This is a genomic window from Bradyrhizobium sp. SZCCHNGR1005 (assembly GCF_032489995.1).
Lineage (GTDB): Bacteria > Pseudomonadota > Alphaproteobacteria > Rhizobiales > Xanthobacteraceae > Bradyrhizobium.
In genome coordinates this window covers 462,429-477,175 of record NZ_JAUEZC010000001.1, presented here as the reverse complement: position 1 = coordinate 477,175, position 14,747 = coordinate 462,429, and the positions used below count along the sequence as shown (strand labels likewise).

The 14,747-nt window shown below is 63.8% G+C and carries 8 protein-coding genes and 1 pseudogene; 6 read left to right on the top strand and 3 right to left on the bottom strand.

The window, feature by feature from the left end; translation table 11 throughout:
• The first annotated feature begins 162 nt into the window (after positions 1–162).
• The 3 genes from QXZ85_RS02240 to QXZ85_RS02230 all read left to right on the top strand — a co-directional run bounded on the left by QXZ85_RS02240 (position 163) and on the right by QXZ85_RS02230 (position 5,429).
• Positions 163–318 carry a DUF3096 domain-containing protein gene (locus QXZ85_RS02240; protein WP_315706704.1) on the top strand — a complete coding sequence of 52 codons (156 nt, stop codon included), beginning with the start codon at positions 163–165 and terminating at the stop codon, positions 316–318.
• 104 nt (positions 319–422) lie between these two features.
• On the top strand, positions 423–3,437 hold the full coding sequence (gene ppdK / locus QXZ85_RS02235; protein ID WP_315767420.1) for a pyruvate, phosphate dikinase: 3,015 nt from the start codon (positions 423–425) through the stop codon (positions 3,435–3,437).
• A 531-nt stretch (positions 3,438–3,968) separates the two neighbouring features.
• Positions 3,969–5,429 (top strand): cell wall hydrolase, encoded by a 1,461-nt coding sequence (locus QXZ85_RS02230; RefSeq protein WP_315767421.1) that lies wholly within the window; start codon positions 3,969–3,971, stop codon positions 5,427–5,429.
• Positions 5,430–5,520: 91 nt separating this feature from the next.
• Here the strand turns inward: QXZ85_RS02230 and QXZ85_RS02225 are convergent, their stop codons facing one another.
• Together QXZ85_RS02225 and QXZ85_RS02220 are read right to left on the bottom strand one after the other, a co-directional pair.
• A complete protein-coding gene (locus tag QXZ85_RS02225) occupies positions 5,521–7,869 on the bottom strand; it encodes an ABC transporter substrate-binding protein (protein WP_316173470.1) in 2,349 nt (782 codons plus the stop codon).
• A gap of 151 nt (positions 7,870–8,020) precedes the next feature.
• Positions 8,021–8,923, bottom strand: a complete 903-nt coding sequence (locus QXZ85_RS02220; RefSeq protein ID WP_316192120.1) for a hypothetical protein — start codon at positions 8,921–8,923, stop codon at positions 8,021–8,023.
• Between the two features lie 794 nt (positions 8,924–9,717).
• On the opposite strand from QXZ85_RS02220, the pseudogene QXZ85_RS02215 reads away from it, so the two are divergent.
• Positions 9,718–10,395, top strand: a pseudogene (locus tag QXZ85_RS02215) (cell wall hydrolase); the annotation flags it as partial.
• Between the two features lie 15 nt (positions 10,396–10,410).
• On the opposite strand, the gene QXZ85_RS02210 reads toward QXZ85_RS02215, so the two are convergent.
• Complete coding sequence (locus QXZ85_RS02210) at positions 10,411–12,015, bottom strand: L-aspartate oxidase (RefSeq protein WP_315741673.1); 1,605 nt, start codon at positions 12,013–12,015, stop codon at positions 10,411–10,413.
• 361 nt (positions 12,016–12,376) lie between these two features.
• Here QXZ85_RS02210 and QXZ85_RS02205 point away from each other — a divergent pair, with 361 nt between their 5' ends.
• Both QXZ85_RS02205 and QXZ85_RS02200 read left to right on the top strand, forming a co-directional pair.
• On the top strand, positions 12,377–13,624 hold the full coding sequence (locus tag QXZ85_RS02205; protein ID WP_315706857.1) for an MFS transporter: 1,248 nt from the start codon (positions 12,377–12,379) through the stop codon (positions 13,622–13,624).
• Positions 13,625–13,687: 63 nt separating this feature from the next.
• The gene (locus QXZ85_RS02200; protein WP_315767472.1) at positions 13,688–14,674 is read left to right on the top strand and encodes an MDR family oxidoreductase; all 987 of its coding nucleotides are present in this window, start codon (positions 13,688–13,690) and stop codon (positions 14,672–14,674) included.
• Positions 14,675–14,747: the final 73 nt, after the last annotated feature.

Genomic DNA, 14,747 nt, shown 5'->3' with positions numbered 1-14,747 from the left:
GTTCCGCCGACGCGCGCTTCGATCGGATTTTTGAGCAATTTCAGCGGGCGCGGGAACCAATGTTCCCGGAGGAGTCTTCTATTCCGCCACGATGAGCGAGGATAAAGTCCGAGCCGCTCGAATCGTCCCGCCCGTCAAATCTGCAAAAGCCAGAGTCTTTCGATGACCCTCACCGTCGCCCACGTGTCGCCGATCATGTCTCTCGTTGCCGGAGTGTTGATCCTGATCATGCCACGCCTTCTCAACTTCATCGTCGCGATCTTCCTCATCCTCAATGGCCTGATCGGGCTTGGCCTGTTGAAGTGGATTCACCTCTAAATCGCCTAAACGCCGGATTCCGGAACCCTTTCGCTTGCGCCTGCGCCCCCAAAGTGGTGTAAGGCGCGCGATTTCTCCTCCTTACTTGCGGATCGAAGCACCTCATGGCTAAAGCGGTAGCGAAGTCGAAGAAAGTCGCAGCGAAATCAAGGGCTTCTAAGCAGCCCAAGGCGAAGGCCGCCGCGCTCGCACCGCCACGCAAGGCGCTCAAGTCGTCTGCTGCCAAGCCGGTCGCGAAGGCGCCCGCCAAGGCTGCAGCTAAGGCTGCTCCCAAGTCTGCGCTGAAGTCTGCACCGAAGGGGGCTCCGAAGCCTGCTGCAAAGGTCGCTCCGAAGACGGCGCCCAAAACTGCATCCAAGCCCGCGTCCAAGACTGCACCAAAGGCAGCGTCGAAGCCGGCCGCGAAGCCCGCGGCCAAGAGCGCTGCGAGCGCGATCAAGCCGAACAAGTGGGTCTATACCTTCGGCGACGGCAAGGCCGAGGGCAAAGCGAGCCTGCGCGATCTGTTGGGCGGCAAGGGCGCCAATCTCGCCGAGATGGCCAATCTCGGCCTTCCGGTGCCCCCCGGCTTTACCATTCCGACCTCGGTCTGCACCTACTTCTACGCCAACGACAAGAGCTACCCGAAGGAGCTCGTGTCGCAGGTCGAGAAGGCGCTCGATTATGTCGGCAAGCTGACCGGCAAGAAATTCGGTGATGCCGCGAATCCGCTGCTGGTCTCGGTGCGCTCCGGTGCACGCGCCTCGATGCCGGGCATGATGGACACCGTGCTCAACCTCGGCCTCAACGACGAGACCGTCGAGGCCCTGGCTTCGCTGTCCGGCGATCGCCGCTTCGCTTACGACAGCTATCGTCGTTTCATCACGATGTATTCCGACGTGGTGCTCGGGTTCGAGCATCATCATTTCGAGGACATCCTCGACACCTACAAGGACAGCAAGGGCTACACGCTCGATACCGACCTGACCTCGGAAGACTGGGAGCACTTGGTCGGCAAGTACAAGGAAGCGGTCGCGCACGAGACCGGCAAGGATTTCCCGCAGGATCCGCACGACCAGCTCTGGGGCGCCATCGGCGCGGTGTTCTCATCCTGGATGAATGCGCGCGCAGTGACCTATCGCAAGCTGCATGACATTCCGGAATCCTGGGGCACAGCGGTCAATGTGCAGGCCATGGTGTTCGGCAACATGGGCGATACTTCAGCGACCGGCGTCGCCTTCACCCGTAATCCGTCGACCGGGGAGGCCAAGCTCTACGGCGAATTCCTGATCAACGCGCAGGGCGAGGACGTGGTGGCGGGCATTCGCACGCCGCAGGAAATCACCGAGGAAGCGCGTCGTGAGGCCGGCTCCGACAAGCCGTCGATGGAAACGGCGATGCCGGATGCCTTCGCGGAGCTGACGCGGATCTACACGCTGCTGGAGCAGCATTACCGCGACATGCAGGACATGGAGTTCACGGTCGAGCGCGGCAAGCTTTGGATGCTGCAGACCCGTGGCGGCAAGCGCACGGCGCGCGCCGCGCTGCGCATCGCCGTCGAGCTCGCCAATGAGGGGCTGATCTCCAAGAGCGATGCGGTGCTGCGCGTCGAGCCGGCTTCGCTGGACCAGCTGCTGCACCCGACCATCGATCCCACGGCCAAGCGCGACGTGATCGCGACCGGCCTGCCGGCCTCGCCCGGCGCGGCTTCGGGCGAGATCGTGTTCTCGTCGGAAGAAGCGGCCAAGCTGCAGGCCGACGGCCACAAGGTGATCCTGGTCCGCATCGAGACCTCACCTGAGGACATCCACGGCATGCACGCGGCCGAGGGCATCTTGACCACGCGCGGCGGCATGACGTCGCATGCGGCGGTGGTCGCGCGCGGCATGGGCAAGCCCTGCGTCTCCGGCTGCGGCAACATCCGCGTCGATTACGGCCGCGGCACCATGAGCATCGGTTCGCGCACCTTCAAGACCGGCGACATCATCACCATCGACGGCTCGCTCGGGCAGGTGCTTGCCGGCCGGATGCCGATGATCGAGCCGGAGCTGTCGGGCGAGTTCGGCACGCTGATGGGCTGGGCTGATGCAGTCCGCAAGCTCGGCGTGCGGGTCAACGCCGATACGCCGGACGATGCCCGCACTGCGATCAAGTTCGGTGCCGAGGGCATCGGGCTTTGCCGCACCGAGCACATGTTCTTCGAAGAGACCCGCATCCGCACCGTGCGCGAGATGATCCTCGCCGAAGACGAGCAGGAGCGCCGCGCCGCGCTGGCCAAGCTCCTGCCGATGCAGCGCGCCGACTTCGTCGAGCTGTTCGAGATCATGAAGGGCTTGCCGGTCACGGTGCGCCTGCTCGATCCGCCGCTGCACGAGTTCCTGCCGCACACGCAAGCCGAGGTCGAGGAAGTCGCGCGCGCGATGAACACCGATCCGCGCCGGCTCGCCGACCGCGCCCGCGAGCTCGCGGAGTTCAACCCGATGCTCGGCTTCCGCGGCTGTCGTCTGGCGATCGCCTATCCGGAGATCGCGGAAATGCAGGCGCGCGCCATCTTCGAGGCGGCGGTCGAGGCCGAGAAGCGCACGGGCGAGGCCGTCGGCCTTGAAGTCATGGTCCCGCTGATCGCGACCAAGGCCGAGTTCGACTTGGTCAAGGCGCGCATCGATGCCATGGCCAAGGAAGTCATGCGCGAGACCGGTGCCGAGCTCGAATACCAGGTCGGCACCATGATCGAGCTGCCGCGCGCGGCGCTGATGGCCGGCGAGGTCGCCAAGGCCGCCGAGTTCTTCTCGTTCGGCACCAACGACCTCACCCAGACCACCTTCGGCATCAGCCGCGACGACGCTGCGAGCTTCCTCGGCACCTACATCGCCAAGGGCATTCTCGAAATCGATCCGTTCATCTCGATCGATCGCACCGGCGTCGGCGAACTGGTCAAGATCGGCGTCGAGCGCGGCCGAGCGACTCGCCCGGCGTTGAAGGTCGGCATCTGCGGCGAGCATGGCGGCGATCCCGCCTCCGTCGAGTTCTGCCATCAGATCGGCATGAACTATGTGTCGTGCTCGCCCTATCGCGTGCCTATCGCGCGTCTGGCTGCCGCGCAGGCCGCGCTCGGCAAGGAGATCGCGAGCCAGGCGTAAGGATCGTTGCAGGGAGTTTGGAAAAGGCCGGCATAACTTGCCGGCCTTTTTCGTGAGGGCGTGTGGAACTTGCGAGATGTTCCTGATAGCCGCGTCGTTCCGGCGCAGTGCCATGCGACAAATTCGCGCAGCGATTCGGCGCGAGATGTGTCCGAGGCGGAGTCCCGCAGTTCTCATGGGCGCAATGCGCGCTGCCGTTCGTCACGGGTCTGCGCGAATGGTTCCATCACTGTGTTCGCGCATCGCCCCGAAAATGACGCCGCAATTCAAGCAAGCGCGCTGTGCTGCGCGCGATTCCCGCAGCAATTTATTCACCACGCGCGTTGACCTCGAATTTACTGTTTTCGTCGCCGCCCTGTTTACCAAGCTATTCGATTGCTCCGGTCGGCATGACATGCCGACTTGCGTGTCTCATGACTGCAACGCGCTTTAACGCCTCAGCAACCTAAACCGATTACGAAGGGAAACGATCGAATTGCACGGACGCACCGTGTTCGATCGAAACCAGTAAGCGTTGCGTTGAGCGTATCGATGTTAGTTTTGCGTCCCGGTCCGAAGGGCGCGCGATTTGCGTCCTTCGGACTCGGTCTCTGCGTCTTCGCATTGATGCCGACAGAGACCGGTTACCAAGACATCGCATCACTGCTTGCCCGGCAGCCCGGCGTTGCCGAGCGCTGGCAGAAGCGCGTGTTCTCCGCAGCCGCTTCCATTCAGCTCGCGACCTACAGCTTCAGCCGGCCGATCGGCACGTCCGTGCCGCAGAGCGCGATGGTCCGGCTCGCAAGTTTCGTCAACCGCGACGCGGACGTCACCGGTGCGGTGCCGCGCAATCCTGTGCTGCAGGTACCGCCGCGGTATCAAGCGTCGGATTTCCCGACCGTCGATCGCACCTTGAAGGGCGACCGTCTGGTGGTCACGCCGCCGACTGTGCCGGCTGACAAGATTGAACAGCCCACCCCAGCGGAGTCCGCGTCGCCGCCCGGGCAGCCCGCTAACTCCAATTCCTCGGTGTTCGGCGCAAGGACGGCCGAGGCGCCGACGGACATGCCGGCCGCCTCGCGCGCGCCGCTCGATCCGGAACTGCAGGAGGCGTTGCGCGCGCCGCCGCTCGAGCAATATAGCGCGCCGTCTTCGTCGCAATCGACGAACGAAGCGAAGCTGTCGACTGGTTCGCCCGAAGATAGCGCGGTGTCCTACGACGGCCTCGATATCAAAACGACCAGTCTCTATTTCGGCACGAGTTCGCTCGGCGGCACGGCGGGCAGCATCGAAAGCTGGGAGCCCGGTGAGGCGCCGCTGATCGTGCTGCCGGATCCCGATTTGAAGCCGATGGCGGCACTGTCGCCTTCGTCGAACGATGCGACAGCGCCTTCCGAAAGTGGCGAGAGCATCGCGCATAAGGGCGAGGTCAACGCCGACAATCAGCGCGCCAAGACGCCGGCCGAGCGCCTCGGCCTGTTCGATGGGAAGGCGCGCGCGAAATCCGAGAAATGCCTCGCCGAAGCGGTCTATTTCGAATCACGCGGCGAAGCGGTGCGCGGCCAGATCGCGGTGGCGCAAGTCGTGCTGAACCGTGCCTTCTCCGGCTATTATCCGACCACGGTCTGCGGCGTGGTGTATCAGAACAAGTACCGGCACTATGCCTGTCAGTTCACCTTTGCCTGCGACGGCACGCCTGATGTCATTCGTGAACCCGACATGTGGGAGCGCGCCAGGAAGATCGCCAAAGCCATGCTCGACGGCCTGATCTGGCTGCCCGAGGTCGGCAAGTCGACGCACTACCACGCGTATTGGGTGCGCCCGTCCTGGGTGTCCGAAATGAAGCGGATGTACAAGTTCGGCGTCCACACCTTCTACCGGCCGAAGGCCTGGGGCGACGGTAGCGATGCCCCAAGCTGGGGATCGCCGGCGCAAACCGCGGCGATTTCCGAGGAGCTTGCGGAAGAGGCCAAGAGCGAAGCCGAGATCAATCCGAACTGGACGCGGCGCTGATCTCGGCACAGGCTTCTGACGGTTGATCTAAGTCCTGCAACGTCCCCTGCATTCGGGTGCGATGCGGACGTCGATGCCGGGCGGAGCCGAATTAGTGATGCGTCGCGTTCCACTCGAGAAAGCGGCGGTACAACTCGGGCTGACGCGACTGGTCAGGCGGCGTTGCGGCCGGCGGCTTCGCGGCGACGGGAATGCGCGGGGACGGTGCGGCGGCCGTGACCGGCTTCGACGATCTGATGGTGGTCGGAGCGGTCGCCGCGGGTCCGGAAATCGTCCCATCGAGCCATTCCTGCGCGACCCGCAACCTGGTCCATCCGGCCACCGGCGCACGCGGCGCCATCTCCCGCCATTTTGGATGGAAGGGAGGCCGCTGCAGCTCCGACATCCGCGAGAACAGCGACTTGACCAGCAGCGACAGCCGGCGATAGCGGTCGCTTCCCGGCTGCCAATTATACGACGCCAGGATCGCTTCAGCCGCGATCGTTTCGACCGGCTCGGATCTGGAGATCAGGTTGGGGTAGTCGTCCGCGTCGAGCCGAGAAGGAAGATACTCCTCGCGCAAAGGCTTGTCGTAGCCGACCGGAACGAAATGCAGATTGGTATCCGTGATCTGGCTGAGCCAGGGAACCGGCTTGCCGTCGACCGCAATGATCGCGTCGATCTCGCCCTTGCGCAACATCTCGAGCGCGATGCGCGGCTCGATATAGAGCAGGTGTGGCTTGATCTGGAGCCGCTCGAACACGTTGATCGCGGTCACGAAAGTGCTGCCATCCGGGAGGTCGACGGCAACGGTCTTGCCGTCGAGGTCCTTCATGGTGCGGATCGATCGCGGCGCCAGAACATGCATTTCCTCGTTGAACATCTTGGTGACATAGACCAGCTGATTGCGGATGTTGCTCGCGAAGCCCTTGCGTTCGAGATAATATAAAGTGTCCTTGCGCACAATTCCCGCGTCGACTCCCTTGAGCATCAGGATATCGGCCACCGCCTGAACCGAACCGCTGCCGAGGATCGGCATGACCCGCAGGTTGATCCCGTCGTTGAGCACCGAGGCGACGTCGGCGCCCATCTGGGAATAGGTGCTGCCATAAGAGCCGGTCATCAGGCTCACCGTATTTATGTTGAGCTGACCTGCAAGGTCCCGCTTGGCCGACGCATAGCGGAAGATCGCCTTGAACGAATCGCTGACGGCGCCCGGGTCGATTCCGCTGCGCACCGGTCCGAACCGTTCCCAGTGACCGCCGACGAAACGCTTCATCTGCATCTGCTCGATCGGCGCGTGGTCGCTGGCGCTGGTATTGGCGACGATCCCGGGAATCAGCATCGGAAGCTGCGTCCCTTTCAAGGAACGCGCCTGCTTCATGATATTGTCGCGGGAGAAGTCGTCGCCGCAATTATGCAGGACGGCAACCATCAGGTTGGCGAGCGCGTAGCCCACGATTCCGAGGCTGTTGATCTTGCTGACTGAAGGCGCATAGCGGTCCATGAACGCGGACCACTCGGCGTAGCCGGGATCGCCGCCCTGCACACCGCCCTCGTACAGGATAGTGGCGGAAAGTAGTCCTTCCGCGTTCTGCAGGCCTGCAGGCTGCAGCACGGTGGCGATCGAATCCGAAATCGTCGGGATGATGTGCTCGGGTTTCCAGCCGAGCTCGGCGAGGCGGCGGATCGCGAGCACCGTGAATTTCGGGGTGCTGACGTCGATCAGGATGTTGGCGCCGGCGGCCTTCAGCTTCGCGATCTGCAGATTGATGTCGGTATCGGTGACCGTGTAAGCCGCTTCAGCGACGATCGGCAGCTTGCCGCCGAGCCCGTCCTTCAAGCCCTTGAGATAGTCCTTGCCGAACTCGTCATCCTGATACAGCACACCGATGCGCGCGTCACCGGTATGTTGTTCGAGCAGATATTGCGCGTGGATATGAGCTTCGATCTGGTAGCTGGGCTGCGCTCCCATGGTCCAAGGATAGTCGCGAGGCTGATCCCAGATCGAAGCGCCGGAGCCGACGAACAATTGCGGTATTTTGTTCGCGTTGAGATAAGGCCGCACGGCCGCGCTGGTCGCTGTTCCTACGCTCGCAAAGATGACGTCGACCTTATCTTCCTCCACGAGCCGTCGTGTTAGTTCCACCGTCTTCTGCGGATTATAGCCGTCGTCATAGGAGATGAAGGTGATCTTGCGGCCCCTGATCCCGCCCTCGGCATTCACCTTCTCGAAATAGGCCGAGATGACCTTACCCACGATACCGTAGGCGGCCGCCGGCCCGGTGTAAGGCGTCGTATTGCCGATCCGGATCTCGCCCTCGGCAGCACGCGCCAGGCCTGGCACGGCGACAAGCACGAGGAGCAACGCCACGGTCGGAGAACACGCCGCGCAAAGCAATCGCGGATCCCAGGACGCCGACGACCGGGCCCGCCGCAACAATCGATCAAACATTCCCATCACGACCTCATCACGCAATAAAACACTTTGCAGGGACGCGCATCGCCCGCACGACTCAATCGACCATTGTTCAGCGGTCCGCGGGCCGTCGCAGATGCGGCGCAACGACCGGCATCAGACCGCGCTGGATCACTCGGTCTCGAAGCTCGGGTCACTCGAGGTGCCGCCGGGCCTCGAGTGACCGGAGTTCGGCGGCTCTCGCGTACCAAGCGCGGGCCTGGGCCGGATCGGGCGCGACGCCAACGGTTTTCAGCTTGGACAAGACCGCGGCGTCATAGGTATTGGCCAGCATCAGTGATGCTTCGGCGTCGCCTTCCGCGACATGCGCCAGGATCAGACGGGCACTCGCAATGTCGCCTGCGCCGATGAGATCGCGTCCGCGCTTCAGCATTTCTCTGATCTCGTCCTTGGTCAGCGTAGACGCGGCCGACGGTGCAGGGCTCCCGGTCGCGATCGTGCGAGATGCTTTCGGCGGAATTGACTGTGGGGGCCCGTCCGGAGCCGGCTTGACGATCTGGACCGTCGCTACGACCGAATCGGCCCGTCCGATCGCGTGCGTCGCGGCCTCCGCCGATGCTTGTCCGTCAGATGCTTGGCCGGCATAGGACTTCGATTTCCCCACCAGCCCGAAGCTTTGGGGAGACGGTGAAGCGGTGGCGTCGGAATTCGCAACTGCTTCAATCTTCGGAACCTGCATGATGCTTACAGCAAGGAACGTGAGGCACGAAAGTACAGTCGCAGCGACACCGAACCGGAAAACAGAACTGAATTCGAGTCGTTCGGGCGGAGGCGGAGGCATCACGACCGGATCGAGTGCGCGGATCCGCCGGGATCGGTCCGCCTCTACGGGCGTCAACGGTATCTCCGCATCGTCGACCGCTGAAGCGGTTTGCCACCACGGCGGGGGCAGATCGGTGGTCGCATCCTCATCCGGCGCAGAAGTCGCGTGCGCGAGGCTGTCGAACAAAGCGGCAGGCTTTGCCGGGGGCCAACGTTCGCTCAGCGCATCAGCCGCGGCGATCCGCGATCCGCCACTCCGCAATGCAGAACTCATCCCAACTACTCCTGCGGACCTGCGCCATCACGCCGCCCGCGTCCTTCCTTGGACCCTTTGCCGCCATTTCGCTCGGCGACTCGCCTTGCAGGCCGACCGCGACACCGACGATCGCTTCTATGGCTATGCCAAGCGATGAATCGCGATCTCCTGCTGCCGTGACGTTCTATTCCCTTCGTCATCAGGACGGACAGAAACACGTGCTACTACTTGGGCACCGCTAAATTCCGACCATCTCTTTTTCTTATTTGTACAGGTTCTGCGGTTCTTTTGCCGAAATCATGGCGAGCCTGTACAGCTATTCCGCTACTGCTGGTAAATGTCGCCGGCACGGTGCATCTCCCAAAGGTCGCTTGAAAGTAGTTGCGCGCGTGAAGGGTGTGCTCGATCCGTGCGGCGGGCCGGCCGCACCATCCGCGTCAGCTGCTGATCTGTTCGACGAAATGGCCCCGTCCACCTCATCTAGCGAGGTCCGCCTGGATCGCGCGCGTCATGATGACGAGGACCGGCGCAACGGCACGGCCAATTTGTTCGACGAGCGAACGCGGATCAATTGGATGTTCACGACGGAGACAGGGCGCACTAATTAGGTCGCGCCTTGTCCCCAAATGCCAGCAAGGCGGCAAAAAACAACGAGTCGAATGTCTATATCGACCGGCGAGGGCCGCTTCGCCACGATCACCGTCATTCCGGGGCAAGGCCGCAAGCCTTGAACCTGGAATCTCGAACCTGTCTTGCGTTCGGTCTCAACATCTCGAGATTCCGGTTCAACTGCCAACGCGCAGCCGCGTCGCCCCGACTTGAAGCCGATGGCGGCGTTGCCGCCAGCCTCGAACGATGCGGCAGCGCGTTCCGAAAGCGGCGAGAGCATCGCGCATATGGGCGAGATCAACGCCGACAATCAGCACGCCAAGACGCCGGCCGAGCGGCTCGGCCTGTTCGATGAGAAGGCGCGCGCGAAGTCCGAGAAATGCCTTGCCGAAGCGGTCTATTTCGAATCATGCCGTGAAGCGGTGCGCGGCCAGATCGCGGTGGCACAGGTCGTGCTGAACCGTGCCTTCTCCGGCTACTATCCGACCACGGTCTGCGGCGTGGTGTACCAGAATAAGTATCGGCACTACGCCTGTCAGTTCACCTTTGCCTGCGACGGCACGCCTGATGTCATTCGTGAACCCGACATGTGGGAGCGCGCCAGGAAGATCGCCAAAGCCATGCTCAACGGCCTGATCTGGCTGCCCGAGGTCGGCAAGTCGACGCACTACCACGCGTATTGGGTGCGTCCGTCCTGGGTCTCCGAAATGAAGCGGATGTACAGGTTCGGCGTCCACACCTTCTACCGGCCGAAGGCCTGGGGTGACGGCAGCGATGCCCCGAGCTGGGGCACGCCGGCGCAGACCGCGGCGATTTCCGAGGAGCTTGCGGAAGAGGCCAAGAGCGAAGCCGAGATCAATCCGAACTGGACGCGGCGATAGCTTATCGATCGACTGCTACGCGCTCAGCGTTCGCGGGTTGCGGGTCGGCGGATTGGCGGCAATCTCCGCCGCCACCTGTCGCGCCGCTGCGAGGGTGGTCATCGTGCGCTGGGCCGCAGCCGGGTTGTCGGCCGGATGGTCGGCGCGATAATGCGCGCCGCGGCTCTCGCGTCGGCTCCACGCGCTCGCGGCAATCAGGAGCGCCGCCGTTGCCATGTTGCGCAGTGCCAGGTTTGGCGTTTCTTGTTCGAGCTTGGCGGTCGTCAGCACGGCTTCCGCAAGTCGCTCCTCGTCGCGGACGACTCCGACCTGCGCGGTCATGGTCTCGCGGAGCGCCTTCTCTGCAAAGGGCGGCAATGGTCCGTTCGACTCCGTGATTGCGACGTTGCCGAGAGCAGGTGGGGGCGCCGTCATCTGGCCTCCAATGTCTTCGGCAACCCGCGAGGTCAGCACTACGGTTTCGAGCAGCGCGTGACCGGCAAGACAGTTGGCGCCGTGAATGCCGGTCGCGGCGACTTCGCCGGCTGCCCACAGGCCGTCGAGCGAGCTGCGACCGCGTGCATCGACCGCGATGCCGCCGATATGGAAATGTGCCGCCGGAGACACCGGAATCGGTTGGCGGGTCGGGTCGATGCCCGCTGCACGGCAGCTCGCATCAAGCATCGGATAGGCGCTCCCGACATCGTCGTCGAGCACCTCCCGCGCGTCGAGAAAGGCGCCGCGGCCGGCGGCGATTTCGGCCAGAACGCCACGCGCGACGATGTCGCGCGGCGCGAGGTCGGCGAGCGGATGGCGCGGTAGCATGAACCGCTGTCCGCGGCGGTTGACCAGGATGGCGCCCGCGCCGCGCAAGGCCTCCGTGATCGCAGGCACCGGATCGCGGCCGACCATCATCGCCGTGGGATGAAACTGCACGAACTCCGGATCGGCAATCACGGCGCCCGCGCGCGCGGCGATCGCAAGGCCTGCGCCATTGGCGAGCGGCGCGTTCGTCGTCGCCGCGTAGAGACGGCCGATGCCGCCGGTCGCCAGCACGACCTTGCGCGCGGCCAGGATAGCGGGCGGGGCTGCGGCGTCATCGCATCTGCGCAACTGCAAGCCGGCGACGGCATCGCCATCCATCACCAGCGCTTCTGCCGCATAGCCGTCAACGACGCGGATCGACGGCGTGTTGCGGACCGCCTGCATCAGCGTGGTCAGCATCGTGTGTCCGGTCCTGTCGCCATCGATCGGGACAAGGCGCCGGACCGGCGCGGAGGCCACGCGGACGTGCCCCTGTCGGTCATCGCGGTTGCGATCGAAGCTGATGCCGAAATGGCGCAACTCGTCGATCCGCAGCTCCGCTTCGCGCGCAAACCCGAGCGTCGTCTCTGTGTCGGCCAGGCCGCCGCCGGCAGCGATCACATCGGCCGTGAAGGCCTCCGGACTGTCGACTCTGCCGGGGGCCACGGGGCCGCCTGTCACCCACAAAGAGGAGGCTTGCTCGGCAAAGCGCTGGGCTGAAACCAGGGTCACCGGCCGCGGCGCCAGCTTCAGCGCGCAGAGCAGGCCGGCTATGCCCGCGCCAACGATGACGACGTCACCATTGCTCTCGATCCGATGATGAGCCCGACCATCCATGGGAAACCGCTTCGCCTATCGCCACCTGCGCAGCTTGCGCCAGGCTCGCCATGATTAGGCAGCGCGGGTTACGCTTTCTTCAGAAACAAGCGTCGCTGTTTAAGCGTGTTTGGCGACAAAACGCGGCTTTCCTGAAGGTCGCTCGCGCTACCGGCGAGGATCGCCTCGGAGGTTCGCGTAGGCGGACAGTTTTGAGGTATTATGGTGCATCAAGCGCGCCAAACCGCTCCGATCCGACCGGACTGACCTCACGGTGCGGCATCGAAAATATTAATTGGCCCTTGCCAGGCTTTCCATGCAAATGCATTAACTCGGCGGCGTCGCGGCCGTGACTTGCGACCAGCAGCAGAGGAAACGCATCATGTCGGTCCAGGCAACAGAGCTGGGTTCGCCCTCAACCGCCTCCAATTGGCGCACGCCGCTGGTCATCATCGTCTGTGGCTGCGCCATCGCACTGTTGAGCTTCGGTCCCCGCTCCAGCTTCGGCTTCTTCGTGCAGCCGATGAGCCGCGATTTCTCCTGGGGCAGGGACGTGTTTGGCCTGGCAATCGCCGTGCAGAACCTGCTGTGGGGGCTCGGCCAGCCGCTTGCCGGCGCTATCGCGGACCGGTTCGGCGTGCTGCGCGTGATGTGCGTCGGCGCGCTGCTCTATGCCGGCGGGCTGGTGCTGATGCGCTATGCGGCGACGCCGCTGTCGCTGGACATCGGCGCCGGCGTGCTGGTCGGCTTCGGTTTGTCGGGCTGCTCGTTCAACCTGGTGCTTTCGGCCTTCAGCAAGCTGCTTCCGCCGGAACGTCGCAGCCTCGCGCTCGGGGCCGGCACGGCGGCGGGGTCGCTCGGGCAATTCCTGTTCGCGCCGTTCGGTGTCGCGATGATCGGCCAGTTCGGCTGGCAGACCGCGCTGATGGTGTTTGCCGCGCTGATGCTCCTGATCGTGCCGCTATCGCTTGCGATCTCGACGCCGCCGGCGGCGGAGCCGAAGCCGACGGACGCCGAGCAGCAATCTTTCACGACGGCGCTGATGGAAGCCTTCGGACACCGTTCCTACGTGCTCCTGGTGCTCGGCTTTTTTACCTGCGGTTTCCAGCTCGCCTTCATCACGGTGCATCTGCCGGCGTTTCTGGTCGATCGCGGGCTGTCGGCGCAGGTCGGCGGCTGGGTGATCGCAGCGATCGGCCTGTTCAACATCATCGGTTCGCTCAGCGTCGGCTGGCTGCAGAACCGGCTGCCCAAGCGCTACATTCTGTCCTTCATCTATTTCACCCGCGCGCTTGCGACGCTGGCCTTCATCTCGTTTCCGGTCACCGCATTCACGGCGATCGCCTTCGGCGCCGTCTCCGGGCTCGCCTGGCTGTCGACGGTGCCGCCGACCTCGACGCTGGTCGCGATCATGTTCGGCACCCGCTGGTTGGCAACGCTGTATGGCTTTGCCTTCGTCAGCCACCAGGTGGGCGGCTTCCTCGGCGTCTGGCTCGGCGGCATCGTGTTCGAACGTTTCGGCTCCTACACCCCGATCTGGTGGCTCTCGATCCTGTTCGGCGTGCTCTCCGCCCTGATCAACCTGCCGATCGTGGAAAAACCGGTCGCCCGGCCGGTGCCGGCGACCTGATTGCGCCGGCTGTCCGATCCGCTAAAGATACCGCAAATCTTACAGGGATCGGGAGCGCGGACCGTGGCGATGTTCAAGGCGATCAGGATCGACAAAGCGGATAAAGGCACGACGGCTGCCTTGACCCAGTTCGACGAAGCCGAACTGATGGACGGCGACGTCACGGTTCGGGTCGAATGGTCGACCCTGAACTATAAGGATGGACTGGCGCTGACCGGCAAGGCTCCGGTGGTCCGGCGTTTTCCGATGATCGCCGGCATCGATTTTGCCGGCACAGTCGAGCAGTCGTCGCATCCGCAATGGAAGCCCGGAGATCGGGTGATCTGCACCGGCTGGGGCATGGGTGAGACCCATCTCGGCGCCTATGCAGAAAAGGCCCGCGTCAAAGGCGATTGGCTGGTGGCGCTTCCTGACGGCCTTTCGGCGCGCGAGGCCATGGCGATCGGGACCGCGGGTTTCACGGCCATGCTGGCCGTGATCGCGTTGGAAAAGCACGATTTGACTCCGGATCGTGGCCCGGTGGTGGTCACCGGAGCGGCCGGTGGGGTCGGCTCGGTCGCGATCGCCGTCCTGGCCAAGCTCGGCTATCATGTCATCGCCTCGACCGGCCGATCGGCGGAAGCGGATTATCTCAAGAGCCTCGGGGCCGCCGAGGTAATCGACCGCAACGAGCTGTCCGCCCCGGCCAAGCCGCTAGGCAAGGAGCGCTGGGCGGGCGGCATCGACAGCGTCGGCTCGAACACGCTGGCCAACCTGCTTTCGATGACGAAGTATGGTGGGGTGATCGCGGCGTGCGGGCTGGCGGCCGGCATGGACCTCCCGACCTCGGTGGCGCCCTTCATCCTGCGCGGGGTCTCCCTTGTTGGCATCGATTCGGTGATGTGCCCTCAGCTCGCCAGACAGGCTGCCTGGAAGCGGTTGGCCAGCGATCTGGACCGGGGAAAACTCACTGAAATCACTCACGAAATCGGCTTCGACCAAGTCATCGAAGCGGGCGCACAGATTCTGGCGGGCCAAATTCGGGGCCGTCTAGTGGTAAAAATATCCTGAGGACGTTCAGACTTTGCCAACCAAGCTGCTCCAATGTTGCCACGGTTGGTATGGTAAGCATCGGGTAAAAGTA